The sequence below is a fragment of the Mesorhizobium sp. STM 4661 genome, assembly GCF_000359125.1.
Classification (GTDB): Bacteria; Pseudomonadota; Alphaproteobacteria; order Rhizobiales; family Rhizobiaceae; genus Mesorhizobium.
Window position 1 is genome coordinate 1 of sequence record NZ_CAAF010000054.1, and the last position, 20,066, is coordinate 20,066.

A 20,066-nucleotide genomic window follows, 5' to 3' on the forward strand; every position below is an offset into this window, starting at 1 on the left:
ACTTAAACCGATCTGTCGCGGGCGCGGGATGCCCGCGCCGCGCCAGAACAAGGAATTGACGCATGAACGGTCAGAATATCCGCATCCGCCTGAAGGCGTTTGATCACCGGGTGCTTGACGCCTCGACGCGGGAAATCGTGTCGACGGCCAAGCGCACCGGCGCCAACGTCCGCGGCCCCATTCCGCTGCCGACGCGGATCGAAAAATTCACGGTCAACCGGTCGCCGCACGTCGACAAGAAGAGCCGTGAGCAGTTCGAGATGCGCACGCACAAGCGGCTGCTCGACATCGTCGACCCGACCCCGCAGACGGTCGATGCTTTGATGAAACTCGATCTGGCCGCCGGCGTCGACGTCGAGATCAAGCTCTAAGGGATTGAGAGCGCGGTAGGGGCGGTGCCCCGGCCCGGAACTCTAAAGGAACAAGAGGCGTGGAGGGGCGACAGCCCCGACAGGGAACTCTAAAGGAATTGAACCGATGCGTTCAGGTGTGATTGCAAAGAAGGTGGGAATGACCCGCATCTACAACGATGCCGGGGAACATGTTCCCGTCACCGTTCTCCAGATGGAGAACTGCCAGGTCGTGGCGCAGCGCACGCAGGAGAAGAATGGCTATACCGCCGTTCAGCTCGGCGTTGGCCTTGCCAAGGTGAAGAACACGTCGAAGGCGATGCGCGGCCATTTCGCGACCGCTTCCGTCGAGCCGAAGGCCAAGGTTGCCGAGTTCCGCGTCTCCGCCGACAACATGATCGATGTCGGCGCCGAGATCACCGTCGAGCATTTCGTCGTCGGCCAGAAGGTCGATGTGACGGGCACGACGATCGGCAAGGGTTTCCAGGGCGTCATCAAGCGGCACCACATGGGTGGCGGCCGCGCCACGCACGGCAACTCGGTCTCGCACCGCACGCACGGTTCAACCGGCCAGCGCCAGGACCCGGGCAAGGTGTTCAAGGGCAAGCATATGGCCGGCCACATGGGCGACACCCGCGTCACCACGCAGAATGTCGAGATTGTGTCGACCGATGCCGATCGCGGCCTGATCCTGATCCGCGGCGCGGTTCCTGGATCGAAGGGCGCCTGGATCCTGGTCCGCGACGCGGCCAAGGTGGCGCTGCCGGCCAATGCGCCGAAGCCTGCCGCGATCCGCGCCGTAGCTAAGAACGAGGCTCCGGCCACAGAGGGAGCGGAATAATGGATCTCAAGATCACAACGCTGGGCGGCAAGGACGCCGGCAAGGTGGAACTCTCCGAGGAGATTTTCGGCCTTGATCCGCGCGAGGACATCCTGCAGCGCGTCGTGCGCTGGCAACTCGCCAAGAAGCAGCAGGGCACGCACAAGGCCAAGGGCCGCGCCGAGATCGCGCGCACCGGCGCCAAGATGTACAAGCAGAAGGGTACCGGCCGCGCCCGTCACCATTCGGCACGCGCTCCGCAGTTCCGCGGCGGTGGCAAGGCGCACGGCCCGGTCGTCCGGAGTCACGAGCACGAACTGCCGAAGAAGGTTCGCGCGCTCGGCCTCAAGCATGCTCTCTCGGCCAAGGCCAAGAGCGCGTCGATCATCATCATCGACGAGCTGAAGCTGACCGAGGCCAAGACCAAGGCGCTGATCGCGAATTTCGCGACGCTGGGCCTGACCAACGCCCTGGTGATCGGTGGCGCGGAGCTTGACAAGAATTTCAAGCTGGCGGCGACGAACATCCCGAACATCGACGTGCTGCCCATCCAGGGCATCAACGTCTACGACATTCTGCGCCGCGGCACGCTGGTCCTTTCGAAGGCCGCCGTCGAGGCTCTCGAGGAGCGCTTCAAATGACCGACCTTCGTCACTACGACGTGATCGTCTCGCCGGCGATCACTGAAAAGTCGACCATGGCTTCCGAGCAGAACCAGGTCGTCTTCAACGTCGCCAAGAAGGCGTCGAAGCCGGAAATCAAGGCCGCCGTCGAAGCGCTGTTCGGCGTCAAGGTGGTGGCCGTGAACACGCTTGTCCGCAAGGGCAAGATCAAGCGCTTCCGCGGCACGATCGGCCGCCAGAGCGACGTCAAGAAGGCGGTTGTGACGCTGGCCGACGGCCAGTCGATCGACGTCGCGACGGGTCTCTGAGCAAGGCCGCGAGGACAGGACAATGGCACTTAAAAAATTCAACCCGGTAACGCCGAGCACCCGCCAGCTGGTCATCGTCGACCGCTCGGGCCTCTACAAGGGCAAGCCCGTCAAGGGCCTGACCGAAGGCCTGACCAAGTCGGGCGGCCGCAACAATTACGGCCGCATCACGGCCCGCTTCATCGGTGGCGGTCACAAGCGTTCTTACCGCATCATCGACTTCAAGCGCCGCAAGTTCGACGTCGTCGGCACGGTCGAGCGCATTGAATACGATCCGAACCGCACCGCCTTCATCGCGCTGATCAAGTATGACGATGGCGAGCTGTCCTACATCATCGCCCCGCAGCGTCTGGCTCCCGGCGACAAGATCGTGGCCGGTGAAGCGGTCGACGTGAAGCCGGGCAATGCGATGCCGCTGGCCTCGATGCCGGTCGGCACCATCGTCCACAACATCGAGCTGAAGCCGGGCAAGGGCGCTCAGGTCGCCCGTTCGGCCGGTGGCTATGGCCAGCTGGTCGGTCGCGACCAGGGCATGGCGATCCTGCGCCTGAACTCGGGCGAGCAGCGTGTCGTGCACGGCTCCTGCATGGCTACCGTTGGTGCCGTGTCCAACCCGGACCACGGCAACATCAATGACGGCAAGGCAGGCCGCACGGTGTGGCGCGGCAAACGCCCGCACAATCGCGGCGTGACCATGAACCCGGTCGACCATCCGCATGGCGGCGGCGAAGGCCGCACCTCGGGTGGCCGCCATCCGGTTTCGCCCTGGGGCAAGCCGACCAAGGGCAAGAAGACGCGGTCCAACAAGGCGACCGACAAGTTCATCCTGCGCTCGCGCCATCAGCGCAAGAGCTAAGAAGAGGTAACGCCAAGTGACTCGTTCTATTTGGAAAGGCCCCTTCATCGACGGCTACCTTCTCAAGAAGGTGGACAAGGTTCGTGAAGGCGGTCGCAATGAGGTGATCAAGATGTGGAGCCGTCGCTCCACCATCCTGCCGCAGTTCGTCGGCTTCACCTTCGGTGTCTACAACGGCCAGAAGCATGTTCCCGTTTCGGTGAACGAGGACATGGTCGGCCACAAGTTCGGTGAATTCGCTCCGACCCGGACCTACTACGGTCATGGCGCGGATAAGAAGGCGAAGAGGAAATAATCATGGGCAAGGCCAAAGCTCCGCGCAGGCTTGCTGACAACGAAGCGCGCGCCGTGTTGCGCACGATCCGTATCAGCCCGCAGAAGCTGAATCTGGTTGCCGCGCTGATCCGCGGCAAGAAGGTCGCGACAGCGCTTTCCGACCTCGAATTCTCGGCCAAGCGGATTTCCGGCACGGTCAAGAAGACGCTGGAATCGGCGATCGCCAACGCGGAAAACAACCACGACCTCGACGTCGATGCGCTGATCGTGGCGGAAGCCTATGTCGGCAAGTCGATCGTCATGAAGCGGTTCCATGCCCGTGGCCGTGGTCGCGCCAGCCGTATCGAGAAGCCGTTCTCGCACCTCACGATCGTCGTTCGTGAAGTCGAAGAAAAAGGGGAGGCCGCATAATGGGCCAGAAAGTCAATCCGATCGGTCTGCGTCTCGGCATCAACCGCACCTGGGATTCGCGCTGGTTCGCCAACACCGGCGAGTATGGCAAGCTGCTGCACGAGGACATCAAGATCCGCAAATATCTTGAGAAGGAACTCAAGCAGGCTGCGATCTCGAAAGTCGTGATCGAGCGTCCGCACAAGAAGTGCCGCGTCACCATCCATGCGGCGCGTCCGGGCCTGATCATCGGCAAGAAGGGCGCCGACATCGAGAAGCTTCGCAAGAAGCTGATGGAGATGACGAAGTCCGAGACGCACCTCAACATCGTCGAAGTGCGCAAGCCCGAGATCGACGCGACCCTGGTCGCTCAGTCGATCGCCCAGCAGCTCGAGCGCCGTATCGCGTTCCGTCGCGCCATGAAGCGCGCCGTGCAGTCGGCGATGCGCCTCGGTGCCGAAGGCATCCGCATCAACTGCGCCGGCCGTCTCGGCGGCGCCGAGATCGCGCGCATGGAATGGTACCGCGAAGGCCGGGTGCCGCTGCATACGCTGCGCGCCGACGTCGACTACGGCACGGCCGAGGCGCATACGGCTTACGGCATCTGCGGCGTCAAGGTCTGGGTATTCAAGGGCGAGATCCTCGAGCACGATCCGATGGCTTCGGAGCGCCGCGCGAGCGAAGGCGATGCGCATGGCGGTGGTGGTGAGCGCGAACGCGGTCGCCGTCGCGAAAACGCGTAAGACATTTGAGAATTTGGAGTTAGAACGATGCTGCAGCCAAAGCGCACAAAGTTCCGCAAGCAGTTCAAGGGCCGCATCCATGGTACCGCCAAGGGCGGCACCAACCTGGATTTCGGCGGTTTCGGGCTGAAGGCGCTTGATCCGAACCGCGTCACCGCGCGTGAGATCGAGGCGGCCCGCCGCGCGATCACCCGCGAGATGAAGCGCGCCGGCCGTGTGTGGATCCGTATCTTCCCGGACGTGCCGGTGACGTCGAAGCCGACCGAAGTCCGCATGGGCAAGGGCAAGGGCGCGGTCGATTACTGGGCGGCGCGCGTCAAGCCCGGCCGCATCATGTTCGAGATCGACGGCGTCAACGAGGAAACCGCCCGTGAGGCGCTGCGTCTCGGCGCGGCGAAGCTCTCGGTCAGGACGCGCTTCGTACAGCGCATCGCAGAATAAGGACGGGCTGATCATGAAAGCCGAAGATATCCGGACCAAGACCCAGGACCAGCTGACCGACGACCTGGCCAGCCTGAAGAAGGAGCAGTTCAACCTGCGCTTCCAGAAGGCCACCGGTCAGCTCGAGAAGACCGCGCGCGTGAGGCAGGTCCGCAAGGACATTGCGCGCATCAAGACCATCGCCGCGGAAAAATCCGCGGCCAAGAAGGCTTAAGGACGAAAACCATGCCAAAGCGCATTCTGCAGGGCACCGTCGTCAGCGACAAGAACGAGAAGACGGTTGTCGTCAAGGTCGAACGGCGCTTCACGCATCCCGTGATGAAGAAGACCGTGCGCATGACCAAGAAGTACAAGGCGCACGACGAGAACAACGCCCACAAGGTCGGCGATCAGGTGTTCATCCAGGAATCGAAGCCGATTTCCAAGGACAAGCGCTGGATCGTCGTGGTCTCGGACCAGGCGTAAAACAACGAATTTTGGACAGACCGGGGAAGGGTGAAGAACCCGTCCCGTTAGAAAAGAAGAAGGCGGCCAGTCATGATTCAGATGCAAACAAACCTCGACGTCGCGGATAATTCCGGCGCCCGTCGTGTCATGTGCATCAAGGTGCTGGGCGGCTCGAAGCGGAAATACGCTTCCGTGGGCGACATCATCGTGGTGTCGATCAAGGAAGCCATCCCGCGCGGCCGCGTGAAGAAGGGCGATGTGATGAAGGCGGTCGTGGTTCGCACGGCCAAGGACATCCGCCGCCCGGACGGCAGCGTGATCCGTTTCGACAAGAACGCGGCCGTTCTCGTCGACAACAAGAAAGAGCCGATCGGCACCCGTATCTTCGGACCGGTTCCGCGCGAGCTGCGCGCCAAGAACCACATGAAGATCATCTCGCTCGCGCCTGAAGTGCTGTAAGGAGCCGGACCAATGCAAAAGATTAGAAAAGGCGACAAGGTCGTCGTGCTGGCCGGCAAGGACAAGGGCCGTTCGGGCGAAGTCCTCTCGGTGCAGCCGAAGGACGACACCGCGCTGGTGCGCGGCGTCAATATGATTCGTCGTCACCAGAAGCAGTCCCAGTCCCAGGAGGGCGGGATCATCACCAAGGAAGCGCCGATCCAGCTGTCGAACATCGCGCTGGCCGACCCCAAGGATGGCAAGCCGACCCGCGTCGGCTTCATCTTCCAGAAGGACGGCAAGAAGGTGCGCGTCGCCAAGCGCTCGGGAGAAGTCATCAATGGCTAAGGCTCAAACCAAGCAGGCGACTGCCCAGAACACGCCGCGTCTGAAGAAGGTCTATAACGAGACCATCCGCAAGGCGCTGCAGGAGCAGTTCGGCTACGAGAACGAGATGCAGGTTCCGCGCATCGACAAGATCGTGCTGAACATGGGCGTCGGCGAAGCGACCGGCGATTCGAAGAAGCCTTCGATCGCGGCCGAAGACCTGGCGATGATCGCCGGCCAGAAGGCCGTCGTCACCCGCGCCCGCAATTCGATCGCCGGCTTCAAGGTCCGCGAAAAGATGCCGATCGGCGCCAAGGTCACGCTGCGCAAGGAACGCATGTACGAGTTCCTCGACCGCCTCGTGAACATCGCGCTGCCGCGCGTCCGCGACTTCCGCGGGCTCAATCCGAAGAGCTTCGATGGCCGTGGCAACTACGCCATGGGCATCAAGGAACACATCGTGTTCCCGGAGATCAACTACGACAAGGTTGATCAGATCTGGGGCATGGACGTCATCGTTTGTACGACTGCGAAGACGGACGACGAAGCCAGGGCATTGCTCAAGGCCTTCAACTTCCCCTTCCGCCAGTAACGGCAGCGAGAAAAGGAAAAATCTGAAATGGCAAAGACCAGCTCAGTCGAGAAGAACAACAGGCGCCGCAAGCTTGCGGACCAGTACGGTCCCAAGCGCAAGGCGCTCAAGGCGATCATCATGGATCAGTCCAAGCCGATGGAAGAGCGCTTCCGCGCCCAGCTCAAGCTTGCTGCCATGCCGCGCAACTCGGCCAAGATCCGCATCCGCAACCGCTGCGAAGTCACCGGACGTCCGCGTGCCTATTATCGCAAGCTCAAAGTATCGCGCATCGCGCTTCGTGATCTCGGCAATAACGGCCAGATCCCGGGCCTGGTCAAGTCGAGCTGGTAAGGAGGACATAACATGTCATTGAGCGATCCTCTCGGCGATATGCTGACCCGCATCCGCAACGCCTATGGCCGCAAGAAGTCGAGCGTTTCGACGCCGGCCTCGCGCCTGCGTACCCGCGTCCTCGACGTGCTGAAGGCTGAAGGTTATATCCGCGACTACAGCCAGACTGACTTCGACAACGGCAAGTCCGAAATCGAGATCGAGCTGAAGTATTTCGACGGCGCGCCGGTTGTGCGCGAAATCGCCCGTGTCTCGAAGCCCGGCCGTCGCGTTTACGTTTCGGCCAAGTCGATCCCGCACGTCGCCAACGGCCTCGGCATCGCCATCCTTTCGACACCGAAGGGCGTGATGGCCGACCACGAAGCGCGCGAACAGAACGTCGGCGGCGAAATTCTCTGCCAGATCTTCTGATCTGGAGCGTGATCCCGAAAAATGGAATCCGGTTTTCGGGGTCATGCCCGAAAACAGAGACCTGAAACAAGAGAAGTGACGAGGACAACAAATGTCTCGTATTGGAAAGAAACCCGTTTCGCTGCCGCTGGGCGTGACCGCGACCGTCAACGGCCAGACCGTGACGGCGAAGGGCCCCAAGGGCGAGCTGAAGTTCGTGGTGAACGACGAAGTGCTGGTCAAGATGGAAGGCAGCGAGATCGCTGTCCAGCCGCGCGACCAGACCAAGACCGCCCGCGCCAAATGGGGGATGTCGCGCACGCAGATCGTCAACATCCTGCTGGGCGTCAAGGACGGTTTCGAAAAGAAGCTCGAAATCACCGGCGTCGGCTATCGCGCCGCCATGCAGGGCAAGAACCTGCAGCTCGCGCTTGGCTTCAGCCATGACGTCGTCTACGAGACGCCGCAAGGCATCACGATCACCGTGCCGAAGCCGACGGAAATCACCGTGACCGGCATCGACAAGCAGATGGTCGGCCAGGTCGCCGCCGAGATCCGCGAGTATCGTGGTCCCGAGCCCTACAAGGGCAAGGGCGTCCGCTATGCGGGCGAGAAGATCGTCCGCAAGGAAGGCAAGAAGAAGTAGTTTCGTCAATGGTGAATGGTGAATGGTAAAATGGCAGTAGGCTAGAGCAGGGGCCGGGTGGCACTTCGTTTCTACCATTCACCATTTTTCCATTCACCATTCACTGCAAATCAACGCCGCGGGGAGCGGTCGCGGGAGGCTCGTCCTACCGCATATGGCGGCCCCCGTTTTTTGAAGGCAAGGAACTGACATCATGGGCTCGAAAGAATCCACCCAGCGCCGCGCTCAGCGCGTCCGCCGCCAGATCAAGAAAGTCGCGGGCGAGCGTCCGCGTCTGTCCGTCCATCGCACGTCGAAGAACATCTATGTGCAAGTCATCGACGACGCCAAGGGCCACACCATCGCTGCCGCCTCGACGCTGGAAAAGGACCTCAAGGGTTCGCTCAAGACCGGCGCCGATACCGCGGCCGCGGCCGCGATCGGCAAGCTGATCGCCGAGCGGGCCTCGAAGGCCGGCGTCACGGAAGTCGTCTTCGATCGCGGGCCGTACATCTATCACGGCCGCGTCAAGGCGCTGGCCGAGGCCGCTCGCGAGGGCGGTCTGACTTTCTAAAATTTCGCCCCCGGTGACCCACAGAGGCGCCGGATATCATCATCAACCGTGCTTCCGGAAAAAAACAAGGAACAGGATATGGCACAGGAACGTAGGGATGGCGGCCGCGGCCGTGATCGCGAAGAGCGCGACGACGGCATGGTGGACAAGCTCGTCCACATCAACCGCGTTGCCAAGGTCGTCAAGGGCGGCCGTCGCTTCGGCTTTGCAGCACTCGTCGTCGTCGGCGACCAGAAGGGCCGCGTCGGCTTTGGTCACGGCAAGGCGCGCGAAGTGCCTGAGGCGATCCGCAAGGCAACCGAATCGGCCAAGCGCGACATGATCTTCGTGCCGCTGCGCTCGGGTCGCACGCTGCACCACGACGTCGAGGGACGCTGGGGTGCCGGACGCGTGCTGCTGCGCGCTGCAAAACAAGGTACCGGCATCATCGCCGGCGGCCCGATGCGCGCCGTTTTCGAGACGCTCGGCATGCATGACGTGGTCGCCAAGTCGATGGGCTCGTCGAACCCGTACAACATGGTTCGCGCCACCTTCGACGCGCTGAAGAGCCAGATGCATCCCAAGGATGTGGCTGCCGCGCGCGGCATCAAGTATTCGACGCTTCAGGCCCGCCGCGGCACCGCCGTTGCGGCTGAAGAATAGTCTGATCTGACCAGGGATTTTGACCATGGCCAAGAAAGCAGTAAAGACCATCACCGTCGAGCAGATCGGTTCGCCGATCCGCCGGCCGAAGGAGCAGCGCGCGACGCTGGTCGGCCTCGGCCTCAACAAGATGCACAAGCAGCGCACGCTGGAGGATACGCCCTCCGTGCGCGGCATGATCGCTGCCGTCCAGCACCTCGTCCGCGTCGTGGACGAGGGCTGAGCAAAAGCGCAGGAGAACGAAGATGAAACTCAACGATCTGCGTGACAAGGACGGCGCCACGCATTCCAAGAAGCGTCTCGGCCGCGGCATCGGTTCCGGCTCGGGCAAGACCGCCGGTCGCGGCGTCAAGGGCCAGAAGGCGCGCTCCGGCGTTGCCATCAACGGCTTCGAGGGCGGCCAGATGCCGCTCTACCGGCGCCTGCCGAAGCGCGGCTTCAACAATATCTTCGCCAAGAGCTTCACCGTCGTGTCGCTGGCCCGCATCCAGGCCGCGCTCGACGCCAAGAAGCTCGACGCCAAGGCCACCGTGACGGCCGAAGCGCTGGTCGCGGCCGGCGTCATCCGCCGCGTCAAGGACGGCGTGCGCATCCTCTCCGACGGTGACATCAAGGCCAAGCTCGCCTTCGACGTGGCCGGCGCCTCCAAGGCTGCGGTCGAGAAGATCGAAAAGGCCGGCGGTTCGGTGAAGCTGCCGGAAAAGGCAGCCGCCGAGTAACGGCGATTTGAAGCGCGATCGGCAAAGATGGGTTCCGTTTTTGCTTTCGATTGCGCTTTGATCTGACCAATATGGCGGCCGCGTCAACGCGGCCGCTTGCATGTTCACAGTCCGGAGCTTATCTCGTGAGCTTCGGTGACACGCACACCGCCTGTCCTGCGGGCCATTGAGCGTGACCAAGCGGAGAATCAGGCATGGCTTCGGCTGCTGAACAACTAGCCTCGAATCTGAATTTTTCGGCCTTCGCCAAGGCGGAGGATCTGAAGAAACGCATCTGGTTCACCATCGGCGCGTTGCTCGTCTACCGCCTCGGCACCTATATCCCGCTTCCCGGCATCAATCCCGAGGCTTTCGCCCAGGCCTTCCAGTCGCAGAGCAAGGGCGTGCTTGGCATGTTCAACATGTTCGCCGGCGGCGCCGTTCAGCGCATGGCGATCTTTGCCCTCGGCATCATGCCCTACATCTCCGCCTCCATCATCATGCAGCTGATGACCTCGGTCATCCCGTCGCTGGAAGCGCTGAAGAAGGAAGGCGAGCAGGGCCGCAAGATCATCAACCAATACACGCGCTACGGCACCGTGCTGCTGGCGCTGGTGCAGGCCTATGGCATTTCCGTCGGGCTGGAAGGCGGCAACGGCATCGTCAGCGATCCCGGCATGTTCTTCCGCATCTCGACCGTCGTCACACTGGTCGGTGGCACCATGTTCCTGATGTGGCTCGGCGAGCAGATCACCGCTCGCGGCATCGGCAACGGCATTTCGCTGATCATCTTCGCCGGCATTGTCGCCGGCCTTCCGCATGCCATCTCCGGCACGCTGGAGCTTGGCCGCACCGGTGCGCTGTCGACCGGCCTGATCCTGGCGATCATGGTTCTCGCCATCGTCGTCATCGCCCTGATCGTGTTTTTCGAGCGCGCCCAGCGCCGCCTGCTGATCCAGTATCCGAAGCGTCAGGTCGGCAATCGCATGTTCCAGGGCGACACCTCGCACCTGCCGCTCAAGCTCAACACGGCCGGCGTCATTCCGCCGATCTTCGCCTCCTCGCTGCTGTTGCTGCCGGCGACGGTTGCGGGCTTCTCGCAGACGACCAACATGCCCGCCTGGGCCAACACCATCCTTGCGGCGCTCGGCAATGGCCAGCCGCTCTATATGGCCTTCTATGCCGCGATGATCGTGTTCTTCGCCTTCTTCTACACGGCGATCGTCTTCAACCCGAAGGACACCGCCGACCAGCTCAAGAAGCATTCGGGCTTCATTCCGGGCTACCGTCCGGGCGAGCGCACCGCCGACTACATCGACTACGTTCTCACCCGCATCACCGTCGTCGGCGCCGTCTATCTGGTGCTGGTGTGTCTGCTGCCCGAGTTCCTGATTTCAGCGACTGGCGTACCATTCAACCTTGGTGGCACTTCGCTCCTGATCGTGGTCAGTGTAACGCTCGATACGGTGGCGCAAATTCAGGGTCACCTGATCGCGCACCAGTATGAGGGCCTGATCAAGAAGTCGAAGCTGCGCGGGGGGAAGAAGGCCAGATGAGGTTGATATTGCTTGGGCCGCCAGGGGCGGGCAAGGGGACACAAGCACAAAGACTGGTGGAAAAGCACGGCATACCCCAACTCTCGACGGGCGATATGCTGCGGGCTGCCGTCCAGGCCGGCACCGAAGTCGGCAAGCGCGCCAAGGCTGTGATGGATGCCGGCGAGCTGGTCTCCGACGCGATCGTCAACGCCATCGTGGCCGAGCGCATCGATCAGGCCGATTGCGCCAAGGGCTTCATCCTCGACGGCTACCCGCGCACCCTGGTGCAGGCGGACGCGGTTGAATCGATGCTTAGGGATCGCGGCCTCACTCTCGACGTCGTCATCGAACTTGTCGTCGACGACAAGGCGCTGGTTGGTCGTATCGTCAAGCGCGCCGAAGAGACCAAGGCCGCCGGTCTGCCGGTGCGCAAGGACGACAATCCAGCGGTATTCGAAGAACGCCTGCGGGAATACTACAAGAAAACGTCGCCGCTGATCGGCTACTATTACGCCAAGGGCAAGCTCAGAGGCGTCGACGGGATGGCCGGCATCGATGCCGTCACCGAACAGATAGAGACTGTGCTCAAATCGGCCATCCAAGAGGCTGCATAGAGAAAGTGGACGATTGCGCTTGACTGGAGCGGTCCGCTGGGGTATGGCGGCCCGTCTTCCTATCAGGCATGAGCTTTGCTTGTCCGCAAGGGCAAGGCAGCCCGCTTTGAACTGGAAACTCCCGCAAGGGCCGGCCTCCACCGGACGCGGGGCAACTTTGATAGCGCCGGATTGCCCGGCCCATATGGAGAAGAGAAGAACATGGCTCGCATAGCCGGCGTCAACATTCCGACCAACAAGCGCGTCGTCATCGCGCTTCAGTACATTCACGGCATTGGCAAGAAGTTCGCCCAGGAGATCGTCGACAAGGTCGGCATCCCGGCCGAGCGCCGCGTCAACCAGCTGACCGACGCCGAAGTCCTGCAGATCCGCGAGACGATCGACCGCGACTACCAGGTCGAAGGCGACCTGCGCCGCGAAGTGTCGATGAACATCAAGCGGCTGATGGATCTCGGCTGCTACCGCGGCCTGCGCCACCGTCGCTCGCTGCCGGTTCGCGGCCAGCGCACGCATACCAATGCACGCACCCGCAAGGGTCCGGCCAAGTCGATCGCCGGCAAGAAGAAGTAATTTGTGAATGGTCAATGGTGAATAGTGAATGGTGACGAGGCCAAGAGCCGACGTTGTTACCATTCACCATTTTACCATTCACCAGGTGGAGCCGCTGGCATTACGGCGGTGTAGAGATCAACTGAAAGGACCATCATGGCCAAGGAAGCCGCTCGTGTTCGCCGTCGCGAACGCAAGAACATCTCGTCGGGCGTTGCCCACGTCAATTCGACCTTCAACAACACGATGATCACCATCACCGACGCGCAGGGCAATTCGATTGCCTGGTCGTCGGCCGGTGCCCAGGGTTTCAAGGGTTCGCGCAAGTCGACCCCGTTCGCCGCCCAGATGGCCGCCGAGGACGTCGCCAAGAAGGCCCAGGAACACGGCATGCGCATGCTCGAGGTCGAGGTCTGCGGACCCGGCTCCGGTCGTGAATCGGCGCTGCGCGCCCTGCAGGCGGCCGGCTTCACTATCACCTCGATCCGTGATGTGACGCCGATCCCGCACAATGGCTGCCGCCCGCGCAAGAAGCGCCGCGTCTAAAATTACCGAACGCCGCGTGAACGCCAAAAGCGTTCCTCCGCGGTATTCCAGGTCGCCCGCCACGATTGGATGGTGGCGGGGCAACGGAAGGAAAGCATCATGATCCAGAAAAATTGGCAGGAACTGATCAAGCCGAACAAGATCGAGTTCTCGTCGAAGAAGAAGACGCTGACCACGCTGGTCGCCGAGCCGCTGGAGCGGGGCTTTGGCCTCACGCTCGGCAATGCGCTGCGTCGCGTGCTTCTGTCTTCGCTGCGCGGTGCGGCTGTGACCGCCGTGCAGATCGACGGTGTTCTGCATGAATTCTCGTCCATCGCCGGCGTGCGCGAGGACGTGACCGACATCGTCTTGAACATCAAGGAAATCGCCATCCGCATGGAAGGCGACGGCCCCAAGCGCATGGTCGTGCGCAAGCAGGGACCAGGTGCGGTTCTCGCTGGCGACATCCAGACGGTTGGCGATGTCGAGATCCTCAATCCCGACCACGTCATCTGCACGCTGGACGAAGGCGCTGAGATCCGCATGGAATTCACCGTCGACACCGGCAAGGGTTACGTGCCGGCCGAGCGCAACCGCGCCGAGGACGCGCCGATCGGCCTGATTCCGGTCGACAGCCTGTATTCGCCGGTCAAGAAGGTCTCCTACAAGGTCGAGAACACCCGCGAGGGCCAGGTTCTCGACTATGACAAGCTGACCATGACGATCGACACCGACGGTTCGATCTCGGGCGAGGACGCGGTGGCTTTCGCTGCCCGCATCCTGCAGGACCAGCTCGGCCTGTTCGTCAATTTCGACGAGCCGCAGAAGGAAGTCGCCGCCGAACAGGTCACCGAGCTCGCCTTCAACCCGGCGCTGCTCAAGAAGGTCGACGAGCTCGAGCTTTCGGTGCGTTCGGCCAACTGCCTGAAGAACGACAACATCGTCTATATCGGCGACCTGATCCAGAAGACCGAAGCCGAGATGCTGCGCACCCCGAATTTCGGCCGCAAGTCGCTGAACGAGATCAAGGAAGTGCTGGCGGCGATGGGCCTGCACCTCGGCATGGAAGTGCCGGACTGGCCGCCGGAAAACATCGAAGACCTCGCCAAGCGTTACGAAGATCAGTACTGAGCATGATCCCGAAAAGTTGCAGACTTTTCGGACAAGATCATGCGGCTTACAAACCGAGGCTGAGGCCTCTCGAACCCTTAATGAAGGAGAAGAGCCATGCGCCACGGATTTAAAGGCCGCCGGTTCGCCCGCAGCATAAGCCACCGCAAGTCGATGTTTGCCAATCTTGCCGTGTCGCTCATCGAGCACGAGCAGATCGTCACCACTCTGCCGAAGGCGAAGGACCTGCGTCCGATCGTCGAGAAGCTGGTGACGCTCGGCAAGCGCGGCGACCTGCACGCGCGCCGCCAGGTGATCGCCCAGATCGGCAATGAAGGCGTCGTCAAGCGTCTGTTCGACACCATCGCGCCGCGCTACGCCACCCGCAACGGCGGCTATCTGCGCATCATGAAGGCGGGCTTCCGCCACGGCGACAACGCCGCGATGGCGGTCATCGAGTTCGTCGACCGCGACACCTCGGCCAAGGGCGCCGGCGACCGCGCCCGTATCGAGGCGGAAGGCACCGACGAGGAAGCCGCAGCCGCATAAGCCTCGGTTTTCCTGAGTGAGTTCAAGGGGCCTGCGGGCCCCTTTTTCTGTCGCGAAAGCTCCCGACGAGCAATTGCTTGCCTTCCGCGGTCGGTTTTGTCACCGATTGCCCAAAATAATCAGATTTCAGCGCCTTAGCCTTTCATTCTGCACAATCGTCGGGACAATGCGCCCGAACTCGCCTTGGAGGATTCGGAATGCGCATCAAACGGCTGTCCCTTGTTCTGTTCTGCGCCATGCTGGCATTCGCAGCCGTGCCGGCGGTCAGGCAGGCGTTGGCCGAGGAGACCAAGACCGACCCCGGCCTGTCCGATGTGCTGACCGACCTGCTGCGCGGCGTCGAAGGTGAAAACGCCACCTCCGGTCCCGACAAGCGGGTGCCGTTCGGCCGCGAGGAGGTGCAACTGTCCTTCGCGCCCCTGGTCAAGCAGACGGCGCCGGCCGTGGTCAATGTCTATGCCTCGCAGACCGCCAAGGTGACCTCGCCCTTCGACGGCGATCCGTTCTTCGAGGAATTCTTCGGCCGTTCGCAGCCGCGCGCGCAGTCCTCGCTCGGCTCCGGCGTGCTGGTCGATCCGGCGGGCGTGGTGGTCACCAATTTCCACGTCGTCAAGGACGCCGACCAGGTCAAGGTCGCGACCGCGGACGGGCGTGAATTCGATTCAAAGGTGCTGCTCAAGGACGAGACGCTCGATCTCGCCGTGCTCAAGATTTCCTCCGACAAGCCGTTTCCGGTGATCGCCATCGGCGATTCCGACGCGCTTGAGGTCGGCGACCTGTTGCTGGCCATCGGCAATCCCTTCGGTGTTGGTCAGACCACCACCAGCGGCATCGTTTCCGCACTCGCCCGCAGCCATATCGGCGTTTCCGATTCCGGCTTCTTCATCCAGACCGACGCCGCGATCAACCCCGGCAATTCCGGCGGCGCGCTGATCAACATGGGTGGTCAACTGGTCGGCATCAACACGGCGATCTACAGCCGCAGCGGCGGCTCGATCGGCATTGGCTTTGCCATCCCCTCCAACATGGTTCGCGCTTTCGCCGACGCCGCCAAGGCCGGGCTCAGCTTCTTCGAGCGGCCCTATGTCGGCGCCGAATTCGAGCGTGTGACGCCGCAGATCGCCGAATCGCTCGGCATGGAAAAGCCGACCGGCGCGCTTGTTTCGACGGTTGAAGAGGCCGGGCCTGCCGCCAAGGCCGGGCTCAAGCCAGGCGACGTTGTGCTGTCGCTGAATGGCAAGCCGGTCGAGAGCATTGAGGCTTTGGACTATCGGATGGCGACGCTGTCGATTGGCACCAATGCCAGTTTCGCCGTCCTGAGCAAGGGGCAGCAGTCGACGATGGACATCGCGCTGGCGCGCGCGCCGGAAGGTGCAAAATCCTCGGAAATGACACTGCGCGGCCGCAGCCCGTTTTCCGGCGCCAAGGTTGCGGAACTGTCCCCTCGGCTTGCCCAGCGGCTCGGCGTTCGCACGGACGTCAAGGGCGTCACCGTGGTCGACATCAACCGCGATTCACCCGCGGCCGATTTCGGCTTCCAGCCGGGCGATATCGTTCGCGAGGTCAATGGCACGACCATCGATACCGCCGCGACGCTGGCGCAAGTAGCCCAGCAGGATACGCGTTGGTGGCGCTTTACCGTGGAGCGCGGCGGGCAGATAATGCGCCAGGTGTTGCGTTACTGAGCTCGATCCTCGGCGCATGATCAGAAGTGCTGCAGCGTCCTTTGCTTGTCCCAAAGGGACGCGTGGCGCTGTAAAAGAGGATCGCGCTCCAACCAAAACCAAAAGAAGTGCATGGCCGATCTGTTCCGCGTCGATGAACCCGAGAAGGCGCCGCCCGGCCGGCCGCTGGCCGACCGCTTGCGTCCGAAGAACCTCGGAGAGGTTGTCGGCCAGGAGCATCTGACCGGCCCTGACGGTGCGCTGACGCGGCTGATCGGTTCCGGTTCGCTTGGCTCGATGATCTTCTGGGGGCCGCCCGGCACGGGCAAGACGACGGTCGCGCGGCTGCTTGCCGGCGAGACCAGCCTTGCCTTCGAGCAGATATCGGCGGTGTTTTCCGGCGTCGCCGACCTGAAGAAAGTGTTCGAGGCGGCGAAGCTGCGCCGCTCCAATGGCCGTCAGACATTGCTCTTCGTCGACGAGATCCATCGTTTCAACCGCGCCCAGCAGGACAGTTTCCTGCCCGTCATGGAAGACGGCACCGTCGTGCTGGTCGGGGCCACCACCGAGAACCCGTCCTTCGAGTTGAATGCCGCGCTGTTGTCGCGCGCCCGCGTGCTGGTCTTTCATTCGCTCGGTGAGGACAGCATCGCGAAACTCTTGACGCGGGCGGAGGAGACCGAGGGCAGGGTGCTGCCGCTCGACGACGAGGCGCGGGCGATGCTCATCCGCATGAGCGATGGCGACGGCCGTGCATCGCTGACGCTGGCGGAGGAAGTCTGGCGGGCGGCCAAGTCAGGGGAGGTGTTCGGCGCCGATGGCCTGCAGCGCATCGTCCAGCGCCGCGCGCCGATCTACGACAAGGGCCAGGACGGCCACTACAATCTGATCTCGGCGCTGCACAAATCGGTGCGCGGTTCCGACCCGGACGCCGCGCTCTATTATCTCGCCCGCATGTTCGATGCCGGCGAGGATCCGCTCTATCTCGGCCGCCGGCTGGTGCGCATGGCGATGGAGGATATCGGGCTTGCCGACCCGCAGGCCCTGGTCATCGCCAACGCCGCCAAGGATGCCTATGACTATCTGGGCTCGCCGGAGGGCGAGCTTGCCTTCGCCGAAGCCACCGTCTACCTTGCCACCGCTCCCAAATCCAACGCCGTCTACACGGCCTTCAAGGCCGCCACCGGCGCCGCCAAGGAATTCGGCTCGCTGCTGCCACCCAAGCACATCCTCAACGCGCCGACCAAGCTGATGAAGGAGGAGGACTACGGCGCGGGGTATCGCTATGACCATGACGAGCCCGATGCTTTTTCCGGCCAGGATTATTTCCCGGAAAAGATGGGCCGGCACACCTTCTACGATCCGCCCGAGCGCGGCTTCGAGCGCGATATCCGGAAGCGCCTCGACTATTGGGCGAAGCTGAGAAGCGAGCGGGAAAAGTAGGCTTGGCGCGCGCGGCCGTCCTTGCGCCCGTCCTTGCGCCCTGGGGCGAAGACTTGCCTTGGGGCATTTCGGCTTCCGTCGTCCTGCACATGATGCTCGCTGCCATGCTGGCGCTGATGCCGGTCCCGAAGCGCCCGAAACGGCTGCGGGAGGAACCGGTTTCGGTCGAAATACTGACGCCGGAACAACTCCAGGCGCCAGGAGGTGCGAAGCCCGCGCCGGCAGCTCCTGTCGCGCCGGTTCCTTCTCCTGTGGCCGCGGCGCCTGCGCACGAGGCGCCATCATCAGCGGTAGCGCCTCCTGCCATGATCCGTCCGACGGAAATGCTGTCGGCAAGGACGCTCGCCGATCCACGCAGCAGGCAGGCGCGCGCCGAACTTGCGACATTCGCCTCCGACGAGCGCATGGTGCAGCTCTGCAATCTCGAAGCGATGGACCAGATCCGCAAATGGCGGGCCGATTTCCAGCCGGAACGGGTGGTGCCTTACGGGACGTCCGAGGAGAAGATCTCCGGAACCTCCATCACCGCCAACGGAGTGGCCTTCCGCAGCCGCAGGAACTGGTATGCGCTGAAATTCACCTGCGAGCTGGCGTAGTATGGCGAAAGCGTCACCGGCTTCGCCTTCCTGGTCGGCGATCCCGTGCCCAAGGAGAAATGGGACGAGCTCGGCCCGCCGGCGTCGCGCTGAATTGCCTTGAAGCGAGATTGCGCACCGGCCTTATTCAGCCGGGTCGGCGAACGGCGTGTCGGGGTCGCTGACATAGAACAGGACCATGCGAGCCGGCTGCTTCGCATCGAGGTTGCGACCGGTCATCTTGACCAGCGGCGGCTCCACAAAGACCTCGCCGGCCTTCACCGTCACCGGTTCGCGGCCGTCCAATTCAAGCGTGAATGTCCCTTCGAGCATATAGACCGTCACCGGAAAGCGGTGCGAATGATAGGGCGTTCGGTCGCCTGGATCGAGCGTCGCATGCAGCACCCGTATTTCCTGCTGGCGCGCCGTGGGCAGTGCTTGTGTTGGCTCCCGGTGCAGCACTTTCAGCTTGGCAGCGCCGGTTTCCCGCACTGAAGTCGTAAGGCCGACCGTGAGGCCGGAGATCGCCGAACCAACATCCATGGTCTTGTGCATTGCCGTTCTCCTTTCTGCCGGGCGAATCTAGGCGAGGAACCCAACGCGCGGCAGCAGCAAGGTTGCGGAACGCTCATGCACGGATGCATAACTGGTGTCATGTTCGACTGGAGCGACCTTCGCTATTTTCTGGCCGTCGCGCGCCACGGCAGCACGCTTGCCGCTTCGAGGGTGCTTGGCGTCAATCAGTCGACGGTGCACCGGCGCATTGCCGAGCTCGAGCGGCGCGTCGGCGGCCCGCTGATGCTGCGGCATCCGTCCGGCTACCGCCTGACCGAGTTCGGCGAGGCGCTGCTGCCGGCGGCGGAGGCCGTCGAGACGACTGTTACGGCGCTTGAACGCACCATCCTCTCCTATCGCAGCGACCTGGCGGGAACCATCCGGCTGACGGTCCCGGAGCCGCTCGTCTCGCGCCTTATCGCTTCGCCGCTGCTCGACATGTTCCATCAGCGCTATCCGGAATTGCGGATCGAATTCGTGATGAGCGACCGCTATCTCGATCTCGCCAAGGGCGAAGCCGACGTCGCGCTGAGATCCGGCGAGCCTGACGACGAAAACCTGGTCGGCCGCAAGATCGCCGACTCCATCTGGGCCGTCTATTGCACCCGCGCCTATGTCCAGCGACACGGGGCGCCGCAACGCGTCGAGGATATCGGCCGTCACGCGGTCGTCGGCTTCGATGGCATGCTGACCAACCATCGGGCGGCAAAGTGGCTGGCAGCCGTGGCGCCGGGCGCCAATATCGTCGCGCGCAACAACAGCGTGCTCGGTGTGCTGCACGCCGTCAAATCGGGCATAGGTATTGCCCCGCTGCCTACGACGATCGCCGACATGGAAGAGGACCTTGTGCGAATCCTGCCGCCCGTGCCGGAACTGGCCAGGGGCTGGTATCTGCTGACGCATCCGGAGCTTCGGCAAACGCCGCGCATCCGCGCCTTCTTCGACTTCATCATCGAAAAGCTGGACGTGGTGCGCCCGATCCTGATGGGATGACGATGATCCCGACAAAGCCGGGCCACTCAAACTGGCGTGAAGGGCGTTGTCGGGAAGCATAAAAGACCTTATCAAGGC

General features: G+C 62.8%; 32 protein-coding genes. 31 read left to right on the forward strand and 1 reads right to left on the reverse strand.

Annotation, left to right across the window (positions count from 1 at the left end; translation table 11 throughout):
• Positions 1 to 62 precede the first annotated feature (62 nt).
• The 30 genes from rpsJ to MESS4_RS34580 all read left to right on the forward strand — a co-directional run bounded on the left by rpsJ (position 63) and on the right by MESS4_RS34580 (position 18,461).
• A complete protein-coding gene (gene rpsJ, locus MESS4_RS17195) occupies positions 63 to 371 on the forward strand; it encodes a 30S ribosomal protein S10 (RefSeq protein WP_006205468.1) in 309 nt (102 codons plus the stop codon).
• 106 nt (positions 372 to 477) lie between these two features.
• Positions 478 to 1,191, forward strand: coding sequence for a 50S ribosomal protein L3 (gene rplC / locus MESS4_RS17200; protein ID WP_006333364.1), 714 nt, complete (start codon positions 478 to 480; stop codon positions 1,189 to 1,191).
• Positions 1,191 to 1,811, forward strand: a complete 621-nt coding sequence (rplD, locus tag MESS4_RS17205; RefSeq protein WP_006333366.1) for a 50S ribosomal protein L4 — start codon at positions 1,191 to 1,193, stop codon at positions 1,809 to 1,811. Before rplC ends, rplD begins: the two co-directional genes overlap by 1 nt.
• On the forward strand, positions 1,808 to 2,101 hold the full coding sequence (locus MESS4_RS17210; protein WP_006333379.1) for a 50S ribosomal protein L23: 294 nt from the start codon (positions 1,808 to 1,810) through the stop codon (positions 2,099 to 2,101). The genes rplD and MESS4_RS17210 overlap by 4 nt, the downstream gene beginning before the upstream one ends.
• 22 nt (positions 2,102 to 2,123) lie before the next feature.
• Positions 2,124 to 2,957 carry a 50S ribosomal protein L2 gene (gene rplB, locus MESS4_RS17215; RefSeq protein WP_006333381.1) on the forward strand — a complete coding sequence of 278 codons (834 nt, stop codon included), beginning with the start codon at positions 2,124 to 2,126 and terminating at the stop codon, positions 2,955 to 2,957.
• Between the two features lie 16 nt (positions 2,958 to 2,973).
• Complete coding sequence (gene rpsS / locus MESS4_RS17220) at positions 2,974 to 3,252, forward strand: 30S ribosomal protein S19 (protein ID WP_006205463.1); 279 nt, start codon at positions 2,974 to 2,976, stop codon at positions 3,250 to 3,252.
• Positions 3,253 to 3,254: 2 nt separating this feature from the next.
• Positions 3,255 to 3,644, forward strand: coding sequence for a 50S ribosomal protein L22 (rplV, locus tag MESS4_RS17225; RefSeq protein ID WP_006205462.1), 390 nt, complete (start codon positions 3,255 to 3,257; stop codon positions 3,642 to 3,644).
• Positions 3,644 to 4,366 carry a 30S ribosomal protein S3 gene (gene rpsC, locus MESS4_RS17230; protein WP_006333382.1) on the forward strand — a complete coding sequence of 241 codons (723 nt, stop codon included), beginning with the start codon at positions 3,644 to 3,646 and terminating at the stop codon, positions 4,364 to 4,366. Before rplV ends, rpsC begins: the two co-directional genes overlap by 1 nt.
• A gap of 27 nt (positions 4,367 to 4,393) precedes the next feature.
• Positions 4,394 to 4,807, forward strand: a complete 414-nt coding sequence (rplP, locus tag MESS4_RS17235; RefSeq protein WP_006333384.1) for a 50S ribosomal protein L16 — start codon at positions 4,394 to 4,396, stop codon at positions 4,805 to 4,807.
• A 13-nt stretch (positions 4,808 to 4,820) separates the two neighbouring features.
• Positions 4,821 to 5,021 carry a 50S ribosomal protein L29 gene (gene rpmC, locus MESS4_RS17240; protein ID WP_006205459.1) on the forward strand — a complete coding sequence of 67 codons (201 nt, stop codon included), beginning with the start codon at positions 4,821 to 4,823 and terminating at the stop codon, positions 5,019 to 5,021.
• An 11-nt stretch (positions 5,022 to 5,032) separates the two neighbouring features.
• Positions 5,033 to 5,272, forward strand: a complete 240-nt coding sequence (rpsQ, locus tag MESS4_RS17245) for a 30S ribosomal protein S17 (RefSeq protein WP_006333386.1) — start codon at positions 5,033 to 5,035, stop codon at positions 5,270 to 5,272.
• A gap of 72 nt (positions 5,273 to 5,344) precedes the next feature.
• Positions 5,345 to 5,713: a 50S ribosomal protein L14 gene (gene rplN / locus MESS4_RS17250; protein WP_006205457.1), complete on the forward strand. Its 369-nt coding sequence runs from the start codon at positions 5,345 to 5,347 to the stop codon at positions 5,711 to 5,713.
• Positions 5,714 to 5,725: 12 nt separating this feature from the next.
• Entirely contained in the window at positions 5,726 to 6,040 is a 315-nt protein-coding gene (rplX, locus tag MESS4_RS17255) for a 50S ribosomal protein L24 (RefSeq protein ID WP_006205456.1), read from the forward strand.
• Positions 6,033 to 6,611 carry a 50S ribosomal protein L5 gene (gene rplE / locus MESS4_RS17260; protein WP_006333388.1) on the forward strand — a complete coding sequence of 193 codons (579 nt, stop codon included), beginning with the start codon at positions 6,033 to 6,035 and terminating at the stop codon, positions 6,609 to 6,611. The genes rplX and rplE overlap by 8 nt, the downstream gene beginning before the upstream one ends.
• Before the next feature lie 27 nt (positions 6,612 to 6,638).
• Positions 6,639 to 6,944 carry a 30S ribosomal protein S14 gene (gene rpsN / locus MESS4_RS17265; protein ID WP_006333390.1) on the forward strand — a complete coding sequence of 102 codons (306 nt, stop codon included), beginning with the start codon at positions 6,639 to 6,641 and terminating at the stop codon, positions 6,942 to 6,944.
• A 12-nt stretch (positions 6,945 to 6,956) separates the two neighbouring features.
• On the forward strand, positions 6,957 to 7,355 hold the full coding sequence (gene rpsH / locus MESS4_RS17270) for a 30S ribosomal protein S8 (RefSeq protein WP_006205453.1): 399 nt from the start codon (positions 6,957 to 6,959) through the stop codon (positions 7,353 to 7,355).
• Positions 7,356 to 7,446: 91 nt separating this feature from the next.
• Positions 7,447 to 7,980 (forward strand): 50S ribosomal protein L6, encoded by a 534-nt coding sequence (rplF, locus tag MESS4_RS17275; RefSeq protein ID WP_006333392.1) that lies wholly within the window; start codon positions 7,447 to 7,449, stop codon positions 7,978 to 7,980.
• A 193-nt stretch (positions 7,981 to 8,173) separates the two neighbouring features.
• Positions 8,174 to 8,533: a 50S ribosomal protein L18 gene (rplR, locus tag MESS4_RS17280; protein WP_006333393.1), complete on the forward strand. Its 360-nt coding sequence runs from the start codon at positions 8,174 to 8,176 to the stop codon at positions 8,531 to 8,533.
• 78 nt (positions 8,534 to 8,611) lie between these two features.
• Positions 8,612 to 9,175 (forward strand): 30S ribosomal protein S5, encoded by a 564-nt coding sequence (gene rpsE, locus MESS4_RS17285; protein ID WP_006333394.1) that lies wholly within the window; start codon positions 8,612 to 8,614, stop codon positions 9,173 to 9,175.
• A 25-nt stretch (positions 9,176 to 9,200) separates the two neighbouring features.
• Positions 9,201 to 9,398, forward strand: a complete 198-nt coding sequence (rpmD, locus tag MESS4_RS17290) for a 50S ribosomal protein L30 (RefSeq protein ID WP_006333396.1) — start codon at positions 9,201 to 9,203, stop codon at positions 9,396 to 9,398.
• 22 nt (positions 9,399 to 9,420) lie between these two features.
• A complete protein-coding gene (gene rplO / locus MESS4_RS17295; RefSeq protein ID WP_006333397.1) occupies positions 9,421 to 9,894 on the forward strand; it encodes a 50S ribosomal protein L15 in 474 nt (157 codons plus the stop codon).
• Positions 9,895 to 10,088: 194 nt separating this feature from the next.
• Positions 10,089 to 11,429, forward strand: coding sequence for a preprotein translocase subunit SecY (gene secY, locus MESS4_RS17300; RefSeq protein ID WP_006333398.1), 1,341 nt, complete (start codon positions 10,089 to 10,091; stop codon positions 11,427 to 11,429).
• A complete protein-coding gene (locus MESS4_RS17305; RefSeq protein ID WP_006333399.1) occupies positions 11,426 to 12,025 on the forward strand; it encodes an adenylate kinase in 600 nt (199 codons plus the stop codon). Before secY ends, MESS4_RS17305 begins: the two co-directional genes overlap by 4 nt.
• Positions 12,026 to 12,226: 201 nt before the next feature.
• Positions 12,227 to 12,595 (forward strand): 30S ribosomal protein S13, encoded by a 369-nt coding sequence (gene rpsM, locus MESS4_RS17310; protein WP_006205445.1) that lies wholly within the window; start codon positions 12,227 to 12,229, stop codon positions 12,593 to 12,595.
• 135 nt (positions 12,596 to 12,730) lie between these two features.
• Complete coding sequence (gene rpsK, locus MESS4_RS17315; protein WP_006205444.1) at positions 12,731 to 13,120, forward strand: 30S ribosomal protein S11; 390 nt, start codon at positions 12,731 to 12,733, stop codon at positions 13,118 to 13,120.
• Between the two features lie 99 nt (positions 13,121 to 13,219).
• Complete coding sequence (locus MESS4_RS17320) at positions 13,220 to 14,230, forward strand: DNA-directed RNA polymerase subunit alpha (protein WP_006333400.1); 1,011 nt, start codon at positions 13,220 to 13,222, stop codon at positions 14,228 to 14,230.
• A gap of 96 nt (positions 14,231 to 14,326) precedes the next feature.
• Positions 14,327 to 14,758 carry a 50S ribosomal protein L17 gene (rplQ, locus tag MESS4_RS17325; RefSeq protein ID WP_006333401.1) on the forward strand — a complete coding sequence of 144 codons (432 nt, stop codon included), beginning with the start codon at positions 14,327 to 14,329 and terminating at the stop codon, positions 14,756 to 14,758.
• A 197-nt stretch (positions 14,759 to 14,955) separates the two neighbouring features.
• Positions 14,956 to 16,443: a DegQ family serine endoprotease gene (locus MESS4_RS17330; RefSeq protein ID WP_006333402.1), complete on the forward strand. Its 1,488-nt coding sequence runs from the start codon at positions 14,956 to 14,958 to the stop codon at positions 16,441 to 16,443.
• A 111-nt stretch (positions 16,444 to 16,554) separates the two neighbouring features.
• Positions 16,555 to 17,865 (forward strand): replication-associated recombination protein A, encoded by a 1,311-nt coding sequence (locus MESS4_RS17335; RefSeq protein ID WP_006333403.1) that lies wholly within the window; start codon positions 16,555 to 16,557, stop codon positions 17,863 to 17,865.
• 2 nt (positions 17,866 to 17,867) lie between these two features.
• Positions 17,868 to 18,461, forward strand: coding sequence for a DUF930 domain-containing protein (locus MESS4_RS34580; protein ID WP_006333405.1), 594 nt, complete (start codon positions 17,868 to 17,870; stop codon positions 18,459 to 18,461).
• 123 nt (positions 18,462 to 18,584) lie between these two features.
• Here MESS4_RS34580 and MESS4_RS31230 read toward each other — a convergent pair whose 3' ends face one another.
• Entirely contained in the window at positions 18,585 to 18,995 is a 411-nt protein-coding gene (locus MESS4_RS31230; protein ID WP_006333407.1) for a cupin domain-containing protein, read from the reverse strand.
• A 75-nt stretch (positions 18,996 to 19,070) separates the two neighbouring features.
• On the opposite strand from MESS4_RS31230, the gene MESS4_RS17350 reads away from it, so the two are divergent.
• A complete protein-coding gene (locus tag MESS4_RS17350) occupies positions 19,071 to 19,988 on the forward strand; it encodes a LysR family transcriptional regulator (protein ID WP_081609768.1) in 918 nt (305 codons plus the stop codon).
• Positions 19,989 to 20,066: the final 78 nt, after the last annotated feature.

Bases quoted from the DNA above. Each gene is read 5' to 3' on its own strand.
- rpsJ (WP_006205468.1), top strand. From the start codon at position 63: ATGAACGGTCAGAATATCCGCATCCGCCTGAAGGCGTTTGATCACCGG.
- rplC (WP_006333364.1), top strand. From the start codon at position 478: ATGCGTTCAGGTGTGATTGCAAAGAAGGTGGGAATGACCCGCATCTAC.
- rplD (WP_006333366.1), top strand. From the start codon at position 1,191: ATGGATCTCAAGATCACAACGCTGGGCGGCAAGGACGCCGGCAAGGTG.
- MESS4_RS17210 (WP_006333379.1), top strand. From the start codon at position 1,808: ATGACCGACCTTCGTCACTACGACGTGATCGTCTCGCCGGCGATCACT.
- rplB (WP_006333381.1), top strand. From the start codon at position 2,124: ATGGCACTTAAAAAATTCAACCCGGTAACGCCGAGCACCCGCCAGCTG.
- rplV (WP_006205462.1), top strand. From the start codon at position 3,255: ATGGGCAAGGCCAAAGCTCCGCGCAGGCTTGCTGACAACGAAGCGCGC.
- rpsC (WP_006333382.1), top strand. From the start codon at position 3,644: ATGGGCCAGAAAGTCAATCCGATCGGTCTGCGTCTCGGCATCAACCGC.
- rplP (WP_006333384.1), top strand. From the start codon at position 4,394: ATGCTGCAGCCAAAGCGCACAAAGTTCCGCAAGCAGTTCAAGGGCCGC.
- rpmC (WP_006205459.1), top strand. From the start codon at position 4,821: ATGAAAGCCGAAGATATCCGGACCAAGACCCAGGACCAGCTGACCGAC.
- rpsQ (WP_006333386.1), top strand. From the start codon at position 5,033: ATGCCAAAGCGCATTCTGCAGGGCACCGTCGTCAGCGACAAGAACGAG.
- rplN (WP_006205457.1), top strand. From the start codon at position 5,345: ATGATTCAGATGCAAACAAACCTCGACGTCGCGGATAATTCCGGCGCC.
- rplX (WP_006205456.1), top strand. From the start codon at position 5,726: ATGCAAAAGATTAGAAAAGGCGACAAGGTCGTCGTGCTGGCCGGCAAG.
- rplE (WP_006333388.1), top strand. From the start codon at position 6,033: ATGGCTAAGGCTCAAACCAAGCAGGCGACTGCCCAGAACACGCCGCGT.
- rpsN (WP_006333390.1), top strand. From the start codon at position 6,639: ATGGCAAAGACCAGCTCAGTCGAGAAGAACAACAGGCGCCGCAAGCTT.
- rpsH (WP_006205453.1), top strand. From the start codon at position 6,957: ATGTCATTGAGCGATCCTCTCGGCGATATGCTGACCCGCATCCGCAAC.
- rplF (WP_006333392.1), top strand. From the start codon at position 7,447: ATGTCTCGTATTGGAAAGAAACCCGTTTCGCTGCCGCTGGGCGTGACC.
- rplR (WP_006333393.1), top strand. From the start codon at position 8,174: ATGGGCTCGAAAGAATCCACCCAGCGCCGCGCTCAGCGCGTCCGCCGC.
- rpsE (WP_006333394.1), top strand. From the start codon at position 8,612: ATGGCACAGGAACGTAGGGATGGCGGCCGCGGCCGTGATCGCGAAGAG.
- rpmD (WP_006333396.1), top strand. From the start codon at position 9,201: ATGGCCAAGAAAGCAGTAAAGACCATCACCGTCGAGCAGATCGGTTCG.
- rplO (WP_006333397.1), top strand. From the start codon at position 9,421: ATGAAACTCAACGATCTGCGTGACAAGGACGGCGCCACGCATTCCAAG.
- secY (WP_006333398.1), top strand. From the start codon at position 10,089: ATGGCTTCGGCTGCTGAACAACTAGCCTCGAATCTGAATTTTTCGGCC.
- MESS4_RS17305 (WP_006333399.1), top strand. From the start codon at position 11,426: ATGAGGTTGATATTGCTTGGGCCGCCAGGGGCGGGCAAGGGGACACAA.
- rpsM (WP_006205445.1), top strand. From the start codon at position 12,227: ATGGCTCGCATAGCCGGCGTCAACATTCCGACCAACAAGCGCGTCGTC.
- rpsK (WP_006205444.1), top strand. From the start codon at position 12,731: ATGGCCAAGGAAGCCGCTCGTGTTCGCCGTCGCGAACGCAAGAACATC.
- MESS4_RS17320 (WP_006333400.1), top strand. From the start codon at position 13,220: ATGATCCAGAAAAATTGGCAGGAACTGATCAAGCCGAACAAGATCGAG.
- rplQ (WP_006333401.1), top strand. From the start codon at position 14,327: ATGCGCCACGGATTTAAAGGCCGCCGGTTCGCCCGCAGCATAAGCCAC.
- MESS4_RS17330 (WP_006333402.1), top strand. From the start codon at position 14,956: ATGCGCATCAAACGGCTGTCCCTTGTTCTGTTCTGCGCCATGCTGGCA.
- MESS4_RS17335 (WP_006333403.1), top strand. From the start codon at position 16,555: ATGGCCGATCTGTTCCGCGTCGATGAACCCGAGAAGGCGCCGCCCGGC.
- MESS4_RS31230 (WP_006333407.1), bottom strand. From the start codon at position 18,995: ATGCACAAGACCATGGATGTTGGTTCGGCGATCTCCGGCCTCACGGTC.
- MESS4_RS17350 (WP_081609768.1), top strand. From the start codon at position 19,071: ATGCACGGATGCATAACTGGTGTCATGTTCGACTGGAGCGACCTTCGC.